Genomic DNA, 20,694 nt, shown 5'->3' with positions numbered 1-20,694 from the left:
AGGGAGCTGTTTGGACCGTGCTGACGAGAACGCGCCGTCGGGCTACTTCCCTTCGACGCCGCAAAGGGTATCAAGCACCGGCCACTCCGTTTTGTGGTTGGCTACGACCCTATGGAGCGAGGGTTTTTCAGCAGTCTGTTCGACATCTCATTCACGAGCTTCGTCACGACCAAGCTCATCAAGGTCCTCTACGTCCTGTCGCTGGTCGTGATCGCGATCACCGCGCTGGTGTTCGTGGTCGCCGGCTTCGAGGAGAGCGCCGGGCTGGGCCTGTTCATGCTGGTCATCGGCGCGCCACTCGGCGCGCTGTTGTACATCATCTACACGCGGGTGATCCTGGAGTTCATCATCCAGGTCTTCCGGATCGGCGAGCTGCTGCGCGACCAGGGCGAGCTACAGCGCCAGGCCTTCACGGCCGCCGGCTGGCTCGGTGGCGATGGTGGCGGCGCGCCGGCCGCCGGGCCCGCATCGCCGGCGCCACCCGGGCCTGAGGCGCCGACGACGGCGGCCGCCATCGCGGCGTCCTGCCCGAACTGCGGCGCACCGACGACGCCCGGCGCACGGTTCTGCCGCTCCTGCGGGCACCAGCTCGACTGACGATGTTCTGCCCGCACTGCGGAGCGAAGACCGAGCCGGACGCGGCGTTCTGCGAGGCCTGCGGGACGCGGCTGACGGAGGGGACGGCGCCCGCTGCGCCTCCCACGCCGCCATCCGGGTCGCCGAGTGGTCTGCTCGTCGGCGGGGGCGTCCTGCTCGTGGCGGCGGTGGTCGTCGGGGTCCTCGCGCTGACCGGCGTGATCGGCGGCCATGCCGAGGTCGCGAGGGTCGAGCTGCCCGCGCGCCCGACGGTCACCGCGCCACCGCCGATGCCCGCCCCGGCGACGGTCGAGACGGTGCCGGAGCCGGAGACCACGACCGAGACGGAGCCCGAGCCCGACGCGGAGCCCGAGGAGCCGCGGTCGGTGGCGGCAACAGTCGCGCGGACGTGCGGGCGGGGCGGTGTCGGTGGGGACTGCCACTTGTCGGTGCGGGCTTCGCCGTCGTCAGACAGCGCCGAGCTGCGGCGGCTGGACGAGGGCGATGCGCTGCGGCTCAGCTGCCAGCTGCGCGGCGATCCGGTGCGGTCGTCGGCGCTGGGCGTGACGAGCTCGGTGTGGTCGCGCACGACGCAGGGCGGGTACGTCACCAACGTGTACGTGAAGGGGCCGGGCCTGAAGTCGCGATCGATCACGCTGCGCCGATGCTGACCGGCCGGACCCTCGCCGCGTGCGTGGTCGCCGCCGCGCTCGCGCCCGCGACGTTGACGACGCCGGCCACCGCCGCTGCTCCGGCCGCCGCCCGCGCGGACGCCACCGCGGCCGCCGCCTTCACCTTCAGCGCGCACCGCCTGACGACCGCCCAGCGCCACCGCCTCAACGGGTCGTCGTGGCGACCGGGCTGCCCGGTGTCGCTGGACCAGCTGCGCTACCTGCGCATCGGCTACTTCGGCTTCGACGGCCGCCCGCACCGCGGCGAGCTGGTCGTCAACGCCGATGCCGTCGCGGCGATGCGCACCGCGTTCGCCTACTTGTACGCCCAGCGCTTCCCGATCCGGCGGATGCACCTGGTCGACCGCTACGACGCGTCGGACTACGCCTCGATCGAGGCCGACAACACCTCCGCCTTCAACTGCCGCCGTGCGACGGGTGCGACGCGATGGTCCCAGCACGCCTACGGCCGCGCCGTCGACGTCAACACCATCGAGAACCCGTACGTGTACACCAACGGGACGACGACGCACGCCAAGTCGCGGCCGTACCTCGACCGCTCCAACCATCGCAAGGGCATGGCCTACAAGGGCGGCGCGCTCGTGCGCGCGTTCGCGAAGGCAGGCTGGGGCTGGGGCGGCAACTGGCCGGGCCCGACCGACTACCAGCACTTCAGCGCGAACGGCACCTAGAACGACGAAGGGCGCCCCTTGCGGGACGCCCTTCGGTGAAGCGATGCTGCGTGCGGGCGAAGGCCCGCGGCCGAGCTACTTGACCTCGACGGAGGCGCCGGCCTCCTCGAGCTCCTGCTTGAGCTTGTCGGCCTCGTCGCGCTCGATGCCTTCCTTGACGGGCTTGGGAGCCTCGTCGACGAGCGCCTTGGCCTCCTTCAGGCCCAGGCCGGTCGCGGCACGCACGACCTTGATGACCTGGATCTTCTTGTCGCCGGCGCCGGTCAGGATGACGTCGACCGTGGAGGACTCCTCCTCGGCCGCGGCCTCGCCGCCGCCACCGGCCGGGGCGACCGCCACGGCGGCCGACGCGGACACGCCGAACTCCTCTTCGAGCGCCTTGATGCGCTCGGCGAGCTCGAGCACGGAAATGCCCTTGAGCTCTTCAATCCACTCTGCGGTGCTGGTAGCCATAACTGTTAGCCCTCCTGGGTCTCTTCGGTGTTGTCGGGACCCTCGGCGGGATCCTCCGAGTTGTTGGTGTCGTCGGCGGGCGCCTCGGCCTCAGCGGCCGGCTCCTCCGACGGTGCCTCGGCCTCAGCGGCCGGAGCGGCGGCGGGCGCAGGCGCCTCGCCGGACGGGATCTCCCCGCTCTCCTTCTTCTCCAGAACGCCACCCAGGGCGACGGCGAGGCCGCCGACGAGCTGGTTGAGCGTCCGGGCCAGGCCGGTGATCGGCGAGGCGACGAGCCCGACGAGCTGGCCGTAAAGGACCTGGCGCGACGGGAGCTTGGAGATGGCGGTGATCTGCGCGGCGTCGACCGCCTCGCCCTCCATCAGGCCGCCCTTGAACGGCAGCAGCTCGCCGCCGGTGGCCTTCTGGAAGTCAGCGATCGCCTTCGCGGCGGCGGCCGCGTCACCGCGGACGAACGTCAGGGCCGTCGGGCCCTCCAGGACGCTCTTCAGCGCCTCGGCGTCGGCAGCATCAGCCGCACGCTCGGTGAGCGTGTTCTTGACGACGCGGAACGTCGCGTCGGAGTCGCGCAGCTTCCCGCGCAGCTCGGCGACCTGGGCCACCGTGATGCCGCGGTAGTCGACGGCGAAGACCGCCTGCGACTCCTTGATCTGATCAGCGATCTCTGCGACCGCTGCTGCTTTCTGGTCCCTGTTCACGGGCCTCCTCTGCCGGGCTTGCGCACACGCGATCCGCGATCACGTGCGCCGCCGGCGGTCTCAGGACGGCCTCGGATGTCGAGCGTGATTACGCGGCCTGGGCCGCGGTCTCACCACTCTCCAGTCCGAGGATGTCGCGGGTACGGGACGAGTCGACCTTGATGCCCGGTCCCATCGTCGAAGCGATGGTGATCGTGCGCAGGTAACGACCCTTGGCCGCCGAGGGCTTCGCGCGGATGAGCTCCTCGATCACGGCGGCGTAGTTCTCGAGCAACTGGCGCTCGTCGAAGCTGGTCTTGCCGATGTTCAGGTGGACGATCGCGGTCCGGTCGGTGCGGTACTCGACCTTGCCGGACTTCGACTCCTCGACGGCCTTGGCCACGTCCATCGTGACCGTGCCGACCTTCGGGTTCGGCATCTTGCCCGACGGGCCGAGGATGCGGCCGAGGCGGCCGACGATCGGCATCATGTCCGGCGTCGCGATGGCGACGTCGAAGTCCATGAAGCCTTCCTCGATCTTCTTGGCGAGATCGTCGGCGCCGACGACATCAGCACCGGCGGCCGTGGCCTCGTCAGCCTTCGGGCCGCGGGCGAAGACCGCGATCTTGACGTCCTTGCCGAGGCCGTTGGGCAGCGCGATCGTGCCGCGCAGCTGCTCGTCGGCGTGACGGACGTTCAGGCCCGTGCGCACGTGGATCTCGACGGACTCGTCGAACTTCGCGCGCTTGAGCGACTTGACCAGCGCGATCGCCTCGGCGGGCGCGTACTCGCGCTCGCGGTCGATCTGCGCCTTGGTCTCGTTGTAGTTCTTGCCGTGCTTGGCCATGGCTAGACGACCTCCACGCCCATGCTGCGGGCGGTGCCCTCGATGATCTTGCCGGCCTGATCGAGATCGTTCGCGTTCAGGTCGTTGAACTTCTTCTCGGCGATCGCGCGGATCTGATCCTTGGTGATCTTGCCGACCTTGTTGCGGTGCGGCTCGCCCGACCCCTTGTCGAGGTTGATCGCCTGCTTGATGAGCACCGCGGCGGGCGGCGTCTTGGTGACGAACGTGAACGAGCGGTCTTCGTAGACCGTGATCACGACCGGGATCACCGTGCCGGAGTCCTGCTGGGTCTGCGCGTTGAACGCCTTGCAGAACTCCATGATGTTGATGCCGTGCTGACCGAGCGCGGGGCCGACGGGCGGCGCCGGCGACGCCTGGCCGCCAACAGCTTGCAACTTGATCTGGGTGAGGACCTTCTTGGCCATGTCTGTCCTTCCGCCTCCCGCCTCCGTTGGCCACGGCGCGGTTCATGTGGCGTTGTGTGTGACTAAATCTTCTTCACTTGGTCGAAGCCCACCTCTACGGGTGTCTCTCGACCGAAGATGGATACCAGGACCTTGAGCTTCTGCGCGTCCTGGTTGATCTCCGAGATCTCGCCAGAGAAGTCGGAGAGGGGACCCGAGATGACCTTGACGGACTCGCCAATGGAGAACTGGGCCTTGGTGGCGACCTTCTGCGCGACCTCGCGGTGCAGCAGGCGATCGACCTCGGGCTGGGTGAGCGGAACGGGCTCGTTGGAGGCGCCGACGAAGCCGGTGACCCCGGGCGTGCCCTTGACGAGCTGCCACGAGTCCTCGTTGAGGTCCATGTTCACCAGCACGTAGCCGGGCATCGTCCGCTTCTCCTTGGTCTCCTTCTGACCGTCCTTCATCTCGGAGACGGTTTCGGTAGGGACGACCACGGAACGAATCGCACGGCGCTGCCCAAGAGAGGACGCGCGATGCTCAAGGTTGGACTTGACCTTGTTCTCGTGCCCGGAGTAGGTGTTGACGACGTACCAGCGATACATGAAGTGAGAGATCCGGGCGGGTGGGCCCTACTCCTAGATGATGAAGTTGACGACCTTCTGAGCCGCCCAGTCGGCGACGCCGAGGTAGGCGCCGGCGACGATCACGAAGCCGATGACGACTGACGTCGCCTGCGCGACCTGCCGGCGGTCGGGCCACTGAACGCGCTGCAGCTCGGCCCATGAAGCGCGCAGGAACTGCACGAACCGCGGGCCGCCCTTAGGCGGATGTGCCGTCTGCCGGCCGCCGGTGCGAGCGAGGGCGCGATCGTCCTCGTCGATGTCACCGTCGTCGTCGAGGTCGCCGACCGGCTCGGCCATGCGGCGCTCGAGCTCAGCTTCGTCGTCCTCGGCGTCTGGGGTGCCATTGGCACCCGCAGCAACCGCGGCCTCGAACTCGTCGACCTCGCCGGAGGCGTGCTCCAGCTCCCCGGGGACGTGGTCCTCGGGCGTGGAGTCCGACGGGTTCGTCGGGTCGTTCTGTCGGTCAGAAGCCATGCGGAAGCACCCAGGGGACCTAGCGGGTCTCCCGGTGGCTGGTCTGGCAACGGCACCACTTGCAGTACTTGCGCAGCGTGATGCGATCCGGCGTGTTGCGCTTGCTCTTATTGGTCTGATAGTTGCGCCGCTTGCAGTCCTCACAGGCGAGGGTCACTGCAATGCGCACGTCTCCGCGGGCCATAACGGGCTCCCGTGCAAAGGTCTGATGAAGATGATCGAACCCGCTCTGACCCGGGGCAAAAGTAAGACTCGCCCCGGAGCGAGTCGACCAGGGAGGATAGCGCGGACGCGCTCGCCACGGAGTGACGTTCGGGGCTGGACCGTTGCCGGGCTGTCTAGGCCCGCGCCGAGGCGGTCGGGTCCAGGCGCGTCATGTGGACCGAGGCGTCGAGCTCGGCGCCTGCGTGACCGCGATAGACGCCCTTGATCGGCGGGACGTCGGAGTACTTGCGGCCGTGGCCGATCTTGACGTGGGTCTCGCCCGCGAGGCGGCGGTTGGTGGGGTCGGCGCCGACCCAGATCGGCTCGCCGCGGCCGCCAACGCCGGGCAGCAGCGCCTCCAGCCAGGCGTGGGTCTGGACTTCGACGCTGGCGGTCCCGCCGTCGTCGGGGGCCGAGAACAGGTAGCCGGAGACGTAGCGGGCGGCGATGCCGTGGCGGCGCAGCAGCAGCAGCGCGAGGTGCACGAAGTCCTGGCAGACGCCGGCGCCCGCGGCCAGGAGGTCCTCGACGGTCGAGCCCACGTAGGTGACGCCGGGCTGGTAGGCGAAGCGATCTGGGATCAGCTCGTTGAGCCAGCGCAGTGTCGCCAGCGGCGTGCGGGCGCGGGCGATGTCCAGCAGGTCGGCCAGCACCTCGTCGTCGGGGTCGTCGTCGCCCGGCAGGAGGAACTCGCCCGCGGCCTCGGCGTAGGTGTCGCCGTCGAGGTGCTCCCACGGCGCCTCGGGCGCCTCCAGCGGCTCGCTGGTCACCACGCGCGCGCGGACGTCGATCGTCATGTGATCGTGGGGCCGGGCCACACCGAACTCCAGCACCTCGGTCCCGAAGTAGTCGACGTGGCGGTGGATCCGCGCCTCGGGATCCAGGCGGACGTGGAACTCGTCGCAGCGCTGGCTGGACGTCGTCGCCGGCCGCACGCGCAAGGCGTTCAGGTTGTCGGTGACCGGCGCCTCGTAGCGATAGGAGGTCAGGTAGTGGATGTCGTAGTTCACGCGATCACCGTTCCGGCCGCCGCGCCCGCGCCCGCGAAGTAGCGCTCGGCGATGTCTGCGTCGATCAGCGCCAGCTCGCTCTGGACCAGCGACGACGCCTCGGCCAGGTTGCCATCCTCGGCGGCGGCGCGGCCGCGGAACTCCAGGTCGGCGGCCAGGCGCGACAGGCGCAGCACCGGCTCGGAGGAGCGCGGCGCCTCGTCGGCGTCCACCAGCGCGCCGTGCACGGCGTCCACCGACGCGGCGACGCTGTCCGGATAGGCGCGCTCGTAGAGCAGGAACCGCGCCACCGGTCCCGCGTTCGGCGGCGCGGGCACCGCGCGCCGGAACGCCTGGAACCCGCCGACCGCTTGCAGCAGCGCCAGCGCCTGGCCGTCGCGAACGCCGCTCTCCCCATCGGGGATGTCGGCCCGCCCACCCGCCGGCATCGCCACGCGCAGCATCCGCAGCACCATGTCGGCGCCCTCGATCCGCCCGCCGGCGACCAGGAACGCGCGCGCCTCGTCGCGCAGCATCGTCCGGGAGTTCAACCCCCAGAACAACGCGCTGCGCTCCTTGATGTAGTGGAACACGCTGTAGGGCCCCATCTGCATGCGGCCCTCCAGGTCGCCCGCGCTGAGCGCCAAGTGCGTGGTGTTGATCGCCTCCCACATCTCGGCGGAGATCACGTCGCGCACCGTCCGCGCGCCCTCGCGGGCACGTGACACGCACGAGATCACCGACGCCGGCTCGCTGCGGTCGAGCGTCAGCCGGTTCAAGACGTCGTCGCGCCGCACGGGCCGCCCGTCGGAGGACGCGCCCATGATCGCCAGGATCGACCCCCACCCCAGGCGCACGCCCGCGGGATCGTCCGGCCGCCCCTGCAACGACGCCTGGAAGACGCCGTCCAGCATGCGCGCCGTGTGCTCAGCGCGCGCGACGTTGCGACCGAGCCAGAACAGCTCCTGCGCGATCCGCGACAACATGCTCTAGACCCTCCGCCGCCGTGCGTCGCGCTGACCCACGCCCGCGCGCAGCTGCTGCTGTTGCTGCTGCTGGTTCTGCCACTCGCTGCCGTAGCGCAGCCCGGGCATCGTCGTCGGGACGATGTCGTGCAGCTGGGTGTCGTTCGCACCTGGCCCCTGGCCCGGCGCGTCCTCCTCCAGCACCCACGTGTCCTTCGACCCGCCGCCTTGGGAGGAGTTGACGATCATCGACCCCTCGCGCAGCGCGACGCGCGTCAGCCCGCCGGGCACGATCCGGATCTGCTCGCCGAAGACCGCGAACGGCCGCAGGTCGACGTGGCGCGGCGCCAGCGTCCCGTCGGGCATCGCGGTCGGGACGGTCGACAGGTTGACCACCTCCTGCGCGATCCACTTCTCCGGGTGCGCCCGGATCACGTCCGCCAGCCCGTCGAGCGCCTCCTTCGGCGTCGCCGGCCCGATGAACACGCCCTTGCCGCCGGACTCGCCGGTCGGCTTGAACACCAACTCAGCGCGCCGCGCCAGCGCCGCCTCGCGCTGGGCGTCGTCGCTCATGATGTAGGTCTGGACGTTGTCGAGGATCGGCTCCTCGCCCAGGTAGAACCGGATCATCTCCGGCACGTAGTGGTAGACCGCCTTGTCGTCCGCCACGCCCGTGCCCAACGCGTTGGCGATCGCCACCGTCCCGGCGCGGTACGCGCGCACCAGGCCCGGGACGCCCAGCAGCGAGTCAGGCCGGAACTCGAGCGGGTCGACGAAGTCGTCGTCCAGCCGCCGGTAGACCGCGTGCACGCGCCGCAGTCCGGCCGTCGTGCGCATGTACAAGACGTCGTCGCGCACGACGAGGTCGGACGCCTCGACCAGCTCCACGCCCATCTGCCGGGCCAGGAACGCGTGCTCGAAGTAGGCGGAGTTCATCGGCCCGGGCGTCCACACGACCACGGTCGCCTCGTCCTCGGCGGACGGCGCGACGCTGCGCAGCCCCGCCAGCAGCAGCTGCGGGTAGTGGTCGACCGGCCGCACGCGGTGGTGCTGGAAGAACTGCGGCACCAGGCGTGTCATCGCGACCCGGTTCTCCAACACGTAGGAGATGCCCGACGGCGTGCGGACGTTGTCCTCCAGGACCTTCCAGGACCCGTCGGCGTCGCGCACGAGGTCGCATCCGGCCACGTGGCAGTACACGCCGCCCGGCGGCCGCACGCCGTGCGCGGCGCGGGCGAAGTGCGACCGCGACACGATCAGCCGCCACGGCACGATCCCGGCCCGGACGATGTCGCGCTCGTGGTAGACGTCGTCGATGAAGCGGTTCAGCGCGCGGATCCGCTGCGCCAGCCCGCGCTCGATGTGATCCCACTCGGCCGCCGGCAGGATCCGCGGCACGAGATCCAGCGGGAACGGACGATCCTTGACCGGGCCGTCCTCCCCCGTCGCATCGAAGGTGATCCCCTGCTGGACGAAGATCGCGTCGCGCCGATGGCCCGCCGCGGTGAGCAGCTGCGGGCCCAGCCGGGCGATCTCCGCCGCAAGCGAGACCGCGTGCGGCCGCGGGACTCCGTCGGGTCCGAAGACCTCGTCGTAGAACCCGGTGGGCGGCCGGTAGGCCGCAGCGTCGTTGGTGACCAAGTCGGACAGGGTGACGATCCTGTACCCAACTGTCGCGATTCACCATGGGCCGAAGTCGAAATCGGACCCGGCCTCGATGTACGCACGGTCGAACTCAAAGTGGGTAGCGTGACGCTATCGACCGGCGCTAGAATGGATCGCAGATGCTCGGCCGCACCTACGAATCACAGCAGTGCTCCGTCGCCCGCACGCTGGAGCTGGTGGGCGAACGCTGGACGCTCTTGATCATCCGCGACGCGTTTCTCGGCGTCCGCCGCTTCGGCGACTTCGCTGACCGCCTCGGCATCGCGCGCAACGTCTTGCAGGACCGCCTGGAGCGCCTGGTCGAGGCCGGGATCCTCACGAAGGCCCCCTACCAGGAGCGCCCGCTGCGCCACGAGTACCGGCTGACCGAGATGGGCCGCGACCTGTGGCCGTCGATCGTCGCACTGCTGCAGTTCGGCGACAAGCACCTGGCGCCGACCGCCGGCCCGCCGATGCTGCTGCTGCACAAGGACTGCGGTGGCGAGCTGGACGACCGCCGCTTCTGCAAGGCGTGCGGCGAGGCAGTCGAGCTGAAGGACGTGCAGGCCACGCCCGGTCCGGGCGGCGCTCGCATCCCGGTGCCCGCCGCCGTCGCGTGACCCGACCCGCCCTGGTCCTCGAGCACGAGGCCGACGCGCCCGCGGGGATCCTCGCCGAGTGGGCCGCTGAGCGCGGGATCGAATTGGAGGTCTTCGCCTGGCACGGCGCCTCCGCGGACGGCGGAGATCCGGATCCTTCGGGCCGTCCCTTCCTCGTCGTCCTGGGCTCCGAGGCCAGCGCCTTCGACGACGCCGTCCCCTGGCTCGCGCGCGAGCGCGCCGTGATCGACCGCGCCCTCGACCTCGGCGTCCCGATCCTCGGCATCTGCTTCGGCGGCCAGCACCTCGCCCGCGCGCTGGGCGGCACCGTCACCCGCGCGACGCGCCCCGAGGTTGGCTGGCTGGAGGTCGAGTCGCTCGACGACGCCGTGGTCCCACCGGGCCGCTACCTGCAGTGGCACCGCGACGCGTTCACGGTGCCGCCGGACGCCGAGCTCCTGGCGCGCTCGCCGGTCTCACCCCAGGCGTTCCGGACCGGCCCGCACCTCGGCGTCCAGTTCCACCCCGAGGTCACGCCCGCGATCGCGATGAGCTGGGCGACCGGCTATCCCGAGTCGGTGGACAACGCCGGGACGACGGTCGCGGAGGTCGAAGCCCAGGGCGACGCCCACGCCGCCGACGCGCGCCTGCGCGCCTACGCGCTCTTCGACGCGTTCTTGGGTGCCACCTCCGGGTAGCCCGGAGGTGATGACCAACGACAACCACCTGCGGGACCGCCCCACCGGCGAGCTGGTGAAGGACCTGTCGACCCAGGTCTCCACCCTCGTTCGCCAGGAGCTGGAGCTCGCCAAGGTCGAGCTGACCGCCAAGGGCAAGCAGGCCGGGATCGGCGCCGGGATGTTCGGCGGCGCTGGCCTCTTCGCCCTGTACGGCGTCGGTGCGCTGGTCGCCACGGCGATCCTCGCGCTGGCGACCGCCGTCGCGCCCTGGCTGGCCGCGCTGATCGTCGCCGTCGTGCTCTTCGCCGGCGCCGGGATCCTCGCGATGGCTGGCAAGGCGCGCGCCAAGAAGGCCGTGCCCCCGATGCCCGAGCAGACCGTCGAGACCCTCAAGGAGGACGTGCGCTACACGAAGGAGCACGTCGCCGAGGCCCGGCACCACCGCGAGCACGAGGAGACCACCCGATGAGCGAGGCCGACCGCACGCCTGACGACATCAAGGCCGACATCGAGCACACGCGCGAGGAGCTGGCCGACACGGCCGCGGCGCTGGCCGAGAAGGCCGACGTCAAGGCCCGCGCGCACGAGAAGGTCGAGGAGACCAAGGCGCGCTTCACCCACAAGGTCGACGACGCCAAGGCCAAGGTGACCGGCACCGCCGACGCCGCAAAGCAGAAGGCCTCCGACGCCACGCCGGAGTCGGTTGCGACGGGCGCCCAGCAGGCCGCCGGGACGGCGACGACCAAGGCCAAGCAGAACCCGATCCCGGTGTCGCTCATCGGCGGGTTCGCGGCCGGCGTGGTCGTCGGCTGGATCGTCTGGTCGCGGCGCTAGCCGGCACGGCCTGAGCCAGCCGGCAGGCGCTTAGCAACGCAGATCGGACAAGTCCTCCACATGAGGGTGACCCGGCGGGTTACGTTCGCGCCAACACCGTCACCTTCCGACCAGGAGGACTTGATCCGATGCGTGCTGTCCCTCGCATGCGGACCGCCGTCGCGCTCTTTGCCGCGACGGCTCTGCTCACCGCCGGCGCGACCGCGGCGTCCGCCGCGCAGTTCGTCGGCCTCGGCGACTCGTACGCCGCCGGCCCGCTGATCCCCAACCAGTCGCTCAACCCGCTCGGGTGCCTGCGGTCTGACAAGAACTACGCGCACCTCTCCGCGGCGCAACTGGGCAAGTCGCTCAGCGACGTGTCGTGCAGCGGCGCGACGACCGAGGACATGGCCGCGTCCCAGAACGTCACCCCGGGGCCGGCGAACCCGCCGCAGCTCAACGCGCTCAGCGTGTCGACCCAGACCGTGACGCTCTCGATCGGCGGCAACGACATCGGCTTCACGTCGATCATCGAGAACTGCGCGTCGCCGACGCCGTTCGGCAAGCCGTGCCAGGACAAGTACAACTCCGGCGGCGTTGATCAGCTCGCCGCGCGGATCAACGCGACCGCGCCGAAGGTCGCCGCGGTCATCCAGGGCATCCACACGCGCGCGCCGAGCGCCCGCGTGCTGGTGATCGCTTACGAGCCGATCCTGCCCGAGACGGGCTCCGGCTGCTGGCCGCAGGTGCCTTTGGCGTGGGCGGACGTCCCGTACCTGCGCGCGACGCAAAAGCGGTTGAACACCATGTTGGCCAACGTCGCCGCGGCCAACGGCGCGCGCTACGTCGACACCTACACCGCCTCGATCGGCCACGACTCCTGCAAGTCGTCGTCGGTGCGGTGGGTCGAGCCGCTGATCCCGGGGAACACGGCAGCGCCGTTCCACCCCAACGCGCGCGGGATGGCCGGGATCACGCCGACGGTAGTGGCGGCAGCCAGCTAAGGCGCCGCCGCTTATCCATCGTCCGCCAGCCCGGTGAGCGGGCCGAGCAGCCGGCGCGACCGCTTCGACACGCCCGGAAGGGCGATTAGGCGATGCGTCGGCGGCTCGTCCTGCTCGCGGCGGCGCAGCTGTTCCATCGCGATCGGGCGCCAGAGCTCGTCGACGACCGCGCGCGGCGAGCGGCCGGCGATCTCTGACGGCTCGACCTCCAGGTGCTCGGCCCACAAGCGCTCGCGCGTGGCCTGGGCCAACGCGGCGTCGTCGGTCACGACGTTCATCTCGGTGTCGTTGAGCAAGGAGTGGGCGTTGAGGTTGGCCGAGCCGATCGTCAGCCAGCGGTCGTCGACGATCCCGACCTTCGCGTGGACGTACAGCGGGTCGGCGCGGGCGCCCGTGCGCGAGCGGATCGTGGCGGCCAGGAAGTGCGAGTTGCCGTGGTCGTCGGCGTCGGCGAGGACCGCAAGCTGGCCGCGGGTGTCGTCCTGGCCGTTGTTCGCCCGCGCGGGCAGCAGGATGACGAGGCGGAAGTCATCGCTCGGCGGGTCCTTCAGCTTGTCCACCAAGATCGAGGTGATCTCCGGCGACCACAGGAACTGGTTCTCGAGGTAGATGATGTTCTTGGCGGCCCGCAACGCGCGGACGTAGGCCTCCAGGATCCGGAAGTCGCCCTTGGGGACCGCGTCGTACATGTCCTCGGCGACGGTGCGGACGACCTGGACGGTGCTCGTGCCCGCACCGTCGAGCGGCTGGGGCACGAGCGCCGGCGGGAGCGTCTCCCCCGCGACCTCGCGCCAGCGCATCGCGAAGTGCGCGGCGACGTCGGCGACCGCCGGGCCCTCGATCCGGGTGCCGACGTCGTGCCAGCCGAGCTTGCGGCGCGCATCGTGGTCGGAGGTGTCAAAGCGGTCGCCGGCCTGGTCGGTCATGTCGATGCCGTTGACGAACGCGACCTCGTCGTCGACGACGATCGTCTTCTCGTGGTGACAGTGGACCGGGTGCTCGCGCGGATCCTGGTAGGCCTGGATCTTGGTGTCGCGGGTGAGCTTCTCGACCTCGGCGGCGACCTCCTTGCGCGTCGGGTGAAAGAGCGGGACCGGCGACCCGGCCCAGACCATCACGCGCACGTCGACGCCACGCTCGGCGGTGTGCGCCAGCAGCGGGCCGATCGCCAACGGCGGGTCGTCACCGCCGCGGACGACCTCGAAGTGCGAGGCCAGGTGCCAGCCGGTGAGGTGGACGTGCGAGCGGGCGTTTTGGATGGCCTCGGCGATCCGGGGCAGCGCCTGCGCGCCGTCGATCAGGACCTCGAGGCGGCAGCCGTCGCGCGGCGGCGGATCGCCGGTGGCGAAGAGCGTGTCGTCGGCGCGCGGCGGTGGATCGAGCACGCCGCCGTGGCCGAGCCGGCGCAGGCGGCGACGGTGGTGGCGTTGGACGGTCGCCTCGATGGCGGCGCCAAGGAGCGCGTCGGGGGTGGGAGCCATCGCTACCTGGTGTGCCCACCAGGCGGCGCGAGTTCACCTCGCTACCAGTGCAGGACCTTCTCGCAACGCTTCAGCGTGAACGCGCCGTTCATGCGTACGCGCGCGGTGTCGTTCCCGGGACCGCAGTCGATCGTGCCGTGGCCGTAGTAGGCCCAGATGAAGTCCTGGCCGGATCCGGCGACGACCTTCGTCGCACCGTGGCTGGGGTAGATGTAGTCGTCGCCCGGGCCGCCGATCAGGACGTCGCGCTGCCGGCCGTTGTTATTGGCGGGGTCCCAGTCGCCCCAGATGATGTCCTTGCCTTCGCCGCCCTCGATGCGGTCGCTGCCGTGGTGGCCGAGCAGCTCGTCGTTGGCGTCGCCGCCGATCTTGTCGTGGTCGCGGCTGTCGAGGACCTTCCAGAGGATGCCGGTGACCGCGGGCCACCCGGCGTGCGTGACCTTGGCGCCGCCGCCGGAGGGCCACACCAAACGGGACAATCACTCCAGAACGCTCCGCAGGCCTCGCCGTGGCGCCCGCTGCTGACGACGCCGTCTGAGCCAGCTCGACCCCGACTCGTTTGACGTGGCGCCCGCCTCGGGCGTACGGTCCTCCAGACGTGAACCACCGCCGACGACGCGCCACCGCAGTGGCCGTCCTGGTGCTGGTGAAGATCCCGGCTCCGGCGTTTGCGCAATCTCCCGCTCAGGACCCGGCCCTTCGACACCCGCGCCGGACCCGGCCGCCGCACGGCCGACGGCCAAGGTCCAGAAGTCGGTGTGATCGATGAGCGTCGCAACGCGAACAGCCGTAGGGACGCGTTCGGCGAACAGGACGACCGCGGCGCGCGACACCGAAGGCGCAGGCGCGCGCCCTCCGCGCGCGGAGGACCACGTGAACCGCCGCGCCGCCGCCATCGTCACGGCACTGCTCGCGCTCGCCCTCCTGTCGACGACGGCGACCACCGCCGCGGCCGCCCTCCCGACCATCGACTACACCTTGGCCGGCCCCCTCGGCGATGACGGCTGGTACGTCGGCCCGGTCACGATCGCGTGGTCGGTCGGCGGCGCGACCGACAGCAACTGCCCCACGGTCGAGACGCTGCGCGATGACACGATCGGCGTGCGCCGCACGTGCACTGCGTCCAACGCCGACGCAAGCATCACCGCCCAGACCAAGGTCATCAAGATCGACCAGACGCCCCCGGTCGCCGTCGCAGGCGCCGCCGCGCGCGGCCCGGACCACCCGCCGTTCTACGTGGCGCCCGTCGCCATCGCGTTCTCCGGCACCGACGCGACCTCCGGCCTCGGCACCTGTACCGCGCTCACCTACGCCGGTCCCGACGCGCCGTCCGCCGTCGTCTCCGGCACCTGCCGCGACCGCGCCGGCAACACGTCCGCGCCCGCGCCCTTCTCCCTCACCTACGACACGACCGCGCCCATCCTCGTTGACGTGACCGCCACGCTCGCGGCCGACCGCCGCCCCACGGTCACCTGGGCGACGCCGTCGCCCGACGCCCAGACCGTCACGGTCACCCGCCGCCCAGGCGACGCCACGCTGCTCGACCGCGCCCCCGCCACAGTCCGTACGGTCACCGACGCACCGCTCGCCCCGGGCGCGACCAACACCTACACGATCACGCTCACCGACGCGGCGGGGAACGCCACCACCGCGACGGTCACCGCGACCGCCCCGCCTGCAACCACCGCCGCGAATGCCAGCGGCTCTGCCACCAAGACCGCCCTCCCCACGCTCCGCTGGCGCACCCAGCACGGAGCGAAGTACTACAACTTCCAGCTCTACCGCAACGGCCGCAAGCTCCTCACCGCGTGGCCCACGCGTCCGCATTACACGCTGCGCGCCAGCTGGCGCCTGGCCGGCAAGACCTACAAGCTGACCGCCGGCCGCTACCGCTGGTACGTCTGGCCCGGCTACGGTCCGCGCTCACGCCACCGCTACGGCCGCCTGCACGCCAAGGGCGCGGTGACCTACCCGGCGCCGCCGATGCGCGACGGCGGCCAGTAGGTCGCAAACGCGCCGCCGATCACCCAGTCGTTGGGGATCGGACCCCAGAACCGCGAGTCGTCCGAGTTGCCGCGGTTGTCGCCCATCATGAACACGTAGCCCTTGGGGATCGTGATCGTGTTGGGGAAGTCGCAGGCGCCGGAGCCCGGGTCGCAGGCGGCCGCGAACGGCTCGTCTGCCTTCTTGCCGTTGCGGTAGACCGCGCCGCCGCGCACCGCGACCGTGTCGCCACCGACCGCGACCACGCGCTTGATGAACGACTGCTTGGACTTCTCCGGCGTCGGCTTCGAGCACGGTGCTCCACTGCCTACACCTTGCCCAGACTCGCCGCAGATCGGGCTGCTCGGATCCGCGCCGACCGGCGGGTTGAAGACCACGATGTCGCCGACCTTCGGCTCGTGGCCGAGGATGCGGTGCGCGAAGCGATTGACGAGCACGCGGTCGCCGACGTGGAGCGTCGGCTCCATCGACCCGCTCGGGATCTTGTAGGGCTTGACCGCGAAGGTCTGAAGCGTCACGGCCAGCACCACCGCGATGGCCAGGAACAGGATCGTCTCGACGAGCTTGTTCTCTCGGGCGGCTTTCAGAACGGGCGGCATCGTCTCTCATCCTAAGGCGGGCGAGCCCGCCAGTCGCCACATCCGCAATGCCAAATGGGCTCGAAGGCGGTCATCGCCGCTGCTCAGCCGCAGGCCGGTCAGTTCCTCGGCGCGTGCCAGACGGCGGTAGAGCGTGGCGCGATGGACGTGCAGAGCGCGCGCCGCGGCGGCGACGTCACCACCCGCGTCAAGCGTCGCCTCCAGCGCCTCCGCCAGATCTCCGCCGGCCCGCGCGCGCAGCAGCGGCGGCAGCGGCGCCACCACCGCAGGCCGCCCCGACGCGTCCCACAGCCGCGCCGCGAAGACCCATGAGCCCAGCGCGTCGACGGTCGCGGCCGGCCCCAGGCGCGGAACGTGCTGGACAGCGACCAGGCCGGCCGCCGCGCCCGCGCCCGCGTCGCGCGCCGCCGCCAGCTCCGCAAACCCCGCCGACGCCACCACGTGCGGCGCGCCCGCGTCGACCAGCGCCTGCGCCAGCGCCTGGGGTGCCGACCCGCCGTGTGCGATGACCGTCGCAACCGTCCCGCGCACGCGCCAGACGAGGTCGTCGGCCTGCCACCGGCGGCGCGCGCGCTCGGCGACCTGCGTCGCGGCCTCGCCGTCGTCCAGCTCTGCGAGCGCCACCGTGTACGGCGTCGGCCGCGACAGCGACCAGCCCTGACGGACCGCCAACTCCCCGGCAGCACGTGCGCGCACTGCGGCGTCGGGGTCGTCGAGCAGCTCGCCAAGCAGCGCCGCGATGCGAGCGTGGGCCTCGCCCCCACCGGCGCGCTGGGCCCACAGCGTCGCGCCGGCCGCGCGGGCGGTCGCCACAAGCGTCGCCCGCTGCCCGTCGTCCAGCGGGACCGATCCGGGGATCACCCACAGAAAGCCGAGCAGGGTGCCGGCGTGACGAACCGGCGCGCACGTGCGCGGACCCATTCCGATCGCCGAGTTCTCGGGCGTGTCCACGACGTCCGGCGCCTGCTCGAGCCCAAGCGTGTCCAGCCACGCGACGACGTCGGACGGCGCGGCGCGCGCGAGGATCGAGGCCTGGCGAACGCGGTCCTCCAGCTCGGTATGCGCGCTGAAGGCCAGGAGGCGCCAGCGCCGGTCCTCGAGCGCGACCGGGCGGCCGAGCGCGTCGGCGAGATCGTCCACGAGGTCCTGAAGGTCGGCGGCCATGCATGAGGGCGACTATGCACGCCGCCCGGGGCAAACCCTACGTGCTGCGACAAATGTCGCGTGTTCCTGCACAGTTCCGTGACGATCGCGTGCTGTTGCGTTACCGGTCCGCGGGGAACATCCAACCCATGTTGATGGACACCGACGCCGCCGAGGCCGCCCCGGACCTCGAACCGCGGGTGGAGAGGATCGGGCGCGAGTTGGTCGCGCAGATGCCCACCGCGCGCAAGACGCCGCGCGCCGCGGTCGAGCGCCGCGTGATGGGCGCGATGGTCGCCGACCCCGAGCTGCGCGCCGCGGTCTTCCGCTTCGTCGACGTGCGCCCGGCGTGCGCCGATCCGGGCGAGGTCGCGCGGCACCTCGGCGAGCTGCTGGCCGAGGCCGACGACTCACCGCTGGCCCGGCGCGGCGCCGCGCTGGCCGACGGCGCGCTGACCCGTCGCGCCACCGCCAAGGCGGCGGCGCTCGGCGTCGGGCAGATGGCGCAGCGGTTCATCATCGGGTCCGACGCGCGCGCGGCGCTGCCGGCGGTCGAGAAGCTGTGGCGAGAAGGCGTCGCGACGACGATCGACCTGCTCGGGGAAGCGACGGTCACCGAGGATGAGGCCGAGTCCTACGCGGCGCGCTGCGAGGAGACGCTGCTGACGCTGCACGAGGCTTCGAAGGGATGGCCGTCACGCGAGCTCCTGGAGCGTGACGGACTCGGGCCGTTGCCCCGGGTCAACCTGTCGGTGAAGGTGTCGGCGCTAACGCCGCTGTTGCGCCCGACGGCGCCGGAGCGCGGCATCGCGGGCGCCGAGCCTCGGCTGCGGCGCCTGTTGCGCGTGGCCCGCGACACCGGCGCGCACTTGCACGTCGACATGGAGTCCTTCGACACGCGCGAGGCGATCACCGAGCTCACGCTGAAGCTGTTGAGCGAAGAGGAGTTCGCCTCCGGCCCATCCGCCGGGATCGTCCTGCAGGCCTACCTGACCGAGTCGCCCCAGCACCTCGACCGGCTGCTGGACTGGGCGCGCACGCACCGGCGTGCCTACCCGTTCACCATCAGGTTGGTCAAGGGCGCCTACTGGGACCACGAGACCGTCGAGGCGATTCAACACGGCTGGGAGCCGCCGGTCTTCCAAGACCGCCGCGCGTGTGACCGCAACTTCGAGGAGCTGACGCGCCGCCTGATCGACGCGCAGCCCGGCGGCGTGGTGCGCGCGGCGATCGCGTCGCACAACCTCCGGTCGATCGCGCACGCCGCCGCTTACGCGGACGCGCGCGGGTTGGATGTCGAGCTCCAGGTCCTGCGCGGGCTGGGCGATGAGACGCAGGCCGCGCTGCTGGCCGCGGGCCGCCGCGTGCGCGCCTACTGCCCGATCGGCGACCTCGTGGCCGGCATGGCTTACCTCGTCCGCCGCCTGCTGGAGAACACCAGCAACGACTCGTTCTTGCGCGCCCAAGCCGAGGGCGTCGACCTCACGACCCTGTTGGAGAAGCCATGAGCGCCGCAGAGACGACGTCCGCGACCACGCCGTCCTTCCGCAACGAGCCCGTCCTGGAGCTGCGGCGCGCCGAGGTGCGCACGTCGGCGCTGGAGGCGCTGGCCCGGCTGGACGCGACGCTGCCGATCGAGGTCCCGATGTCGATCGGCGAGGAGCTGGTCCGTGGCGACGCGTTCGCCTCGGTGGACCCGTCGGCGCCCGAGCGCGTCGTGGCTCGCGCGCACGCCGCGACCGCTGCGCATGTGGACGCGGCGGTCGGCCAGGCGGTCGAGGCGCAGCGCGCCTGGGGCGCCACGAGCGCCGACGAGCGCGCAGCCGTGTTGCGTCGCGCGGCCGAGCTGCTGCGCGGTCGCCGGCTAGAGCTGGCGGCGCTGGCCGTGCGCGAGTGCGGCAAGCCATGGCCGGAGGCCGACGGCGACGTCTGCGAGGCGATCGACTTCTTGGAGTACTACGCCGCGGGGGCCGAGGCGTTGGGTCGCGGCCGGGCGCTGATTCAGCTACCGGGCGAGCGCAACACCATGAAGTACGTACCGCGGGGCGTAACCGGCGTCATCGCACCGTGGAACTTCCCGCTGGCGATCCTCTGCGGAATGGCCAGCGCGGCGCTGGCGACCGGCAACGCGGTCGTCGTCAAGCCCGCCGAGCAGGCGCCGGCGTGCGCGAAGGCGGTCGTGGACGCGCTGCACGCCGCCGGCGTGCCGCACGGCGCGCTGTCGCTGCTGCCGGGCGGCGACGAGCCGGGCAAGGCGCTGGTCGCCGACCCGCGCATTCACACGATCGTCTTCACCGGCTCGTGCGCGGCAGGGCTGTCGATCCTCGAGTCCGCGGCGCACGTGGAGGACGGTCAGTTCCACATCAAGAAGGTCGTCGCCGAGATGGGCGGCAAGAACGTGATCATCGTCGACGCGGACGCTGATCTGGATGACGTCGTCCCGGCGCTGCTGTCCTCGGCCTTCGGCTTTGCGGGCCAGAAGTGCAGCGCGGCGTCGCGGGTGCTCGTGCACCAGCAGGTCGCCGACGCCCTGGCCGAGCGGCTGGTCGGGGCGGTGCGGACGTTGCAGGTCGGCCCGGCGGAGGACTTCGCCACCGACGTCCCGGCCGTGATCGACGCGGCGGCGCAGATGCGCGTGCGGCGCTACACGGGCCTGGGAGCGTCGGCCGCCACACGTGTGGCGGCGGCGACCGACGCGCTGCCGGCCGGCGACGGCTTCTACGTCGCGCCGGCGTTGTTGGTGGGGTTGCCGGACGACCACCCGGTGATCCAGGACGAGATCTTCGGCCCGGTGCTCGCGATGCAGACGGTGGCATCGATCGACGAGGCCTGCGACAAGGTCGACGCGGCGCGCTTCGCGCTGACCGGCGGCCTGTTCTCGCGCTCGCCGAAGACGGTCGAGGAGGTCGCGGCGCGCACGCCCGTTGGCAACCTGTACGTCAACCGGGAGATCACCGGGGCGATGGTCGGCCGCCAGCCGTTCGGCGGCGGCCGCCTGTCGGGGACGGGCCCGAAGGCCGGGGGCCCCGACTACCTGTTGCAGTTCGTCGAGGCCCGCGCGGTCACCGAGAACACCGTGCGCCACGGCCTCGTGGTCTAGCGCGGACGACGACGTCCCGGGCGGGGCGTCTGGTCGGCGGCGATGGCCG

The 20,694-nt window shown here is 71.4% G+C and carries 25 protein-coding genes; 11 read left to right on the top strand and 14 right to left on the bottom strand.

All coding sequences use genetic code 11. The features are described 5' to 3' along the window. Window positions 1–111: 111 nt before the first annotated feature. The 3 genes from ACT01A_RS20085 to ACT01A_RS20075 are packed head-to-tail and all read left to right on the top strand — an operon-like array spanning window position 112 to window position 1,939. Complete coding sequence (locus tag ACT01A_RS20085; protein ID WP_445148874.1) at window positions 112–597, top strand: DUF4282 domain-containing protein; 486 nt, start codon at window positions 112–114, stop codon at window positions 595–597. Window positions 598–599: 2 nt separating this feature from the next. Then, entirely contained in the window at window positions 600–1,247 is a 648-nt protein-coding gene (locus ACT01A_RS20080) for a zinc ribbon domain-containing protein (RefSeq protein ID WP_445148873.1), read from the top strand. Continuing rightward, entirely contained in the window at window positions 1,241–1,939 is a 699-nt protein-coding gene (locus ACT01A_RS20075; RefSeq protein ID WP_445148872.1) for a M15 family metallopeptidase, read from the top strand. Before ACT01A_RS20080 ends, ACT01A_RS20075 begins: the two co-directional genes overlap by 7 nt. A 75-nt stretch (window positions 1,940–2,014) precedes the next feature. On the opposite strand, the gene rplL is transcribed toward ACT01A_RS20075, so the two are convergent. From rplL to ACT01A_RS20025, 10 genes are all read right to left on the bottom strand, one after another. Continuing rightward, entirely contained in the window at window positions 2,015–2,392 is a 378-nt protein-coding gene (gene rplL, locus ACT01A_RS20070) for a 50S ribosomal protein L7/L12 (RefSeq protein ID WP_445148871.1), read from the bottom strand. 5 nt (window positions 2,393–2,397) lie between these two features. After that, on the bottom strand, window positions 2,398–3,090 hold the full coding sequence (rplJ, locus tag ACT01A_RS20065) for a 50S ribosomal protein L10 (RefSeq protein WP_445148870.1): 693 nt from the start codon (window positions 3,088–3,090) through the stop codon (window positions 2,398–2,400). Between the two features lie 88 nt (window positions 3,091–3,178). Next, entirely contained in the window at window positions 3,179–3,916 is a 738-nt protein-coding gene (gene rplA / locus ACT01A_RS20060; RefSeq protein ID WP_445148869.1) for a 50S ribosomal protein L1, read from the bottom strand. Window positions 3,917–3,918: 2 nt separating this feature from the next. Then, window positions 3,919–4,341: a 50S ribosomal protein L11 gene (gene rplK, locus ACT01A_RS20055; RefSeq protein WP_445148868.1), complete on the bottom strand. Its 423-nt coding sequence runs from the start codon at window positions 4,339–4,341 to the stop codon at window positions 3,919–3,921. 62 nt (window positions 4,342–4,403) lie between these two features. Beyond that, a complete protein-coding gene (gene nusG, locus ACT01A_RS20050; protein WP_272474283.1) occupies window positions 4,404–4,925 on the bottom strand; it encodes a transcription termination/antitermination protein NusG in 522 nt (173 codons plus the stop codon). Window positions 4,926–4,958: 33 nt separating this feature from the next. Continuing rightward, window positions 4,959–5,420, bottom strand: coding sequence for a preprotein translocase subunit SecE (secE, locus tag ACT01A_RS20045; protein WP_445148867.1), 462 nt, complete (start codon window positions 5,418–5,420; stop codon window positions 4,959–4,961). 19 nt (window positions 5,421–5,439) lie between these two features. After that, window positions 5,440–5,589, bottom strand: a complete 150-nt coding sequence (gene rpmG, locus ACT01A_RS20040; protein ID WP_445152852.1) for a 50S ribosomal protein L33 — start codon at window positions 5,587–5,589, stop codon at window positions 5,440–5,442. Window positions 5,590–5,758: 169 nt separating this feature from the next. Further along, window positions 5,759–6,634 (bottom strand): transglutaminase family protein, encoded by an 876-nt coding sequence (locus ACT01A_RS20035; protein WP_445148866.1) that lies wholly within the window; start codon window positions 6,632–6,634, stop codon window positions 5,759–5,761. Beyond that, window positions 6,631–7,599 (bottom strand): alpha-E domain-containing protein, encoded by a 969-nt coding sequence (locus tag ACT01A_RS20030; protein WP_445148865.1) that lies wholly within the window; start codon window positions 7,597–7,599, stop codon window positions 6,631–6,633. The genes ACT01A_RS20035 and ACT01A_RS20030 overlap by 4 nt, the downstream gene beginning before the upstream one ends. Window positions 7,600–7,602: 3 nt before the next feature. Then, complete coding sequence (locus tag ACT01A_RS20025; protein WP_445152851.1) at window positions 7,603–9,228, bottom strand: circularly permuted type 2 ATP-grasp protein; 1,626 nt, start codon at window positions 9,226–9,228, stop codon at window positions 7,603–7,605. A 134-nt stretch (window positions 9,229–9,362) separates the two neighbouring features. On the opposite strand from ACT01A_RS20025, the gene ACT01A_RS20020 reads away from it, so the two are divergent. The 5 genes from ACT01A_RS20020 (at window position 9,363) to ACT01A_RS20000 (ending at window position 12,318) form a co-directional block, all read left to right on the top strand. Then, on the top strand, window positions 9,363–9,842 hold the full coding sequence (locus ACT01A_RS20020) for a winged helix-turn-helix transcriptional regulator (protein ID WP_445148864.1): 480 nt from the start codon (window positions 9,363–9,365) through the stop codon (window positions 9,840–9,842). After that, a complete protein-coding gene (locus tag ACT01A_RS20015) occupies window positions 9,839–10,519 on the top strand; it encodes a type 1 glutamine amidotransferase (protein WP_445148863.1) in 681 nt (226 codons plus the stop codon). The genes ACT01A_RS20020 and ACT01A_RS20015 overlap by 4 nt, the downstream gene beginning before the upstream one ends. Before the next feature lie 10 nt (window positions 10,520–10,529). After that, entirely contained in the window at window positions 10,530–10,970 is a 441-nt protein-coding gene (locus ACT01A_RS20010) for a phage holin family protein (protein WP_445148862.1), read from the top strand. After that, window positions 10,967–11,335, top strand: a complete 369-nt coding sequence (locus ACT01A_RS20005) for a DUF3618 domain-containing protein (protein ID WP_445148861.1) — start codon at window positions 10,967–10,969, stop codon at window positions 11,333–11,335. Before ACT01A_RS20010 ends, ACT01A_RS20005 begins: the two co-directional genes overlap by 4 nt. 146 nt (window positions 11,336–11,481) lie before the next feature. Next, entirely contained in the window at window positions 11,482–12,318 is an 837-nt protein-coding gene (locus ACT01A_RS20000) for an SGNH/GDSL hydrolase family protein (protein ID WP_445148860.1), read from the top strand. An 11-nt stretch (window positions 12,319–12,329) separates the two neighbouring features. Here ACT01A_RS20000 and ACT01A_RS19995 read toward each other — a convergent pair whose 3' ends face one another. Next, window positions 12,330–13,799, bottom strand: coding sequence for a phospholipase D-like domain-containing protein (locus ACT01A_RS19995; protein ID WP_445148859.1), 1,470 nt, complete (start codon window positions 13,797–13,799; stop codon window positions 12,330–12,332). A 41-nt stretch (window positions 13,800–13,840) separates the two neighbouring features. Beyond that, on the bottom strand, window positions 13,841–14,278 hold the full coding sequence (locus ACT01A_RS19990) for a hypothetical protein (RefSeq protein WP_445148858.1): 438 nt from the start codon (window positions 14,276–14,278) through the stop codon (window positions 13,841–13,843). 394 nt (window positions 14,279–14,672) lie between these two features. On the opposite strand from ACT01A_RS19990, the gene ACT01A_RS19985 reads away from it, so the two are divergent. Beyond that, window positions 14,673–15,803: a hypothetical protein gene (locus ACT01A_RS19985; RefSeq protein ID WP_445148857.1), complete on the top strand. Its 1,131-nt coding sequence runs from the start codon at window positions 14,673–14,675 to the stop codon at window positions 15,801–15,803. Here the strand turns inward: ACT01A_RS19985 and lepB are convergent. Continuing rightward, complete coding sequence (gene lepB, locus ACT01A_RS19980) at window positions 15,767–16,402, bottom strand: signal peptidase I (RefSeq protein ID WP_445148856.1); 636 nt, start codon at window positions 16,400–16,402, stop codon at window positions 15,767–15,769. The two genes, ACT01A_RS19985 and lepB, sit on opposite strands and share 37 nt — an antisense overlap. A gap of 6 nt (window positions 16,403–16,408) precedes the next feature. Continuing rightward, entirely contained in the window at window positions 16,409–17,566 is a 1,158-nt protein-coding gene (locus ACT01A_RS19975) for a helix-turn-helix domain-containing protein (protein ID WP_445148855.1), read from the bottom strand. Between the two features lie 128 nt (window positions 17,567–17,694). Between ACT01A_RS19975 and ACT01A_RS19970 the strand changes: the two genes are divergently transcribed. Then, complete coding sequence (locus ACT01A_RS19970; RefSeq protein ID WP_445148854.1) at window positions 17,695–19,053, top strand: proline dehydrogenase family protein; 1,359 nt, start codon at window positions 17,695–17,697, stop codon at window positions 19,051–19,053. Further along, window positions 19,050–20,645 (top strand): aldehyde dehydrogenase family protein, encoded by a 1,596-nt coding sequence (locus tag ACT01A_RS19965; protein ID WP_445148853.1) that lies wholly within the window; start codon window positions 19,050–19,052, stop codon window positions 20,643–20,645. The genes ACT01A_RS19970 and ACT01A_RS19965 overlap by 4 nt, the downstream gene beginning before the upstream one ends. Window positions 20,646–20,694: the final 49 nt, after the last annotated feature.

Source organism: Baekduia sp. Peel2402, from assembly GCF_052567285.1.
Note: the sequence above shows the minus strand (reverse complement) of the source record. Positions and strands in the feature narration are given on the sequence as shown.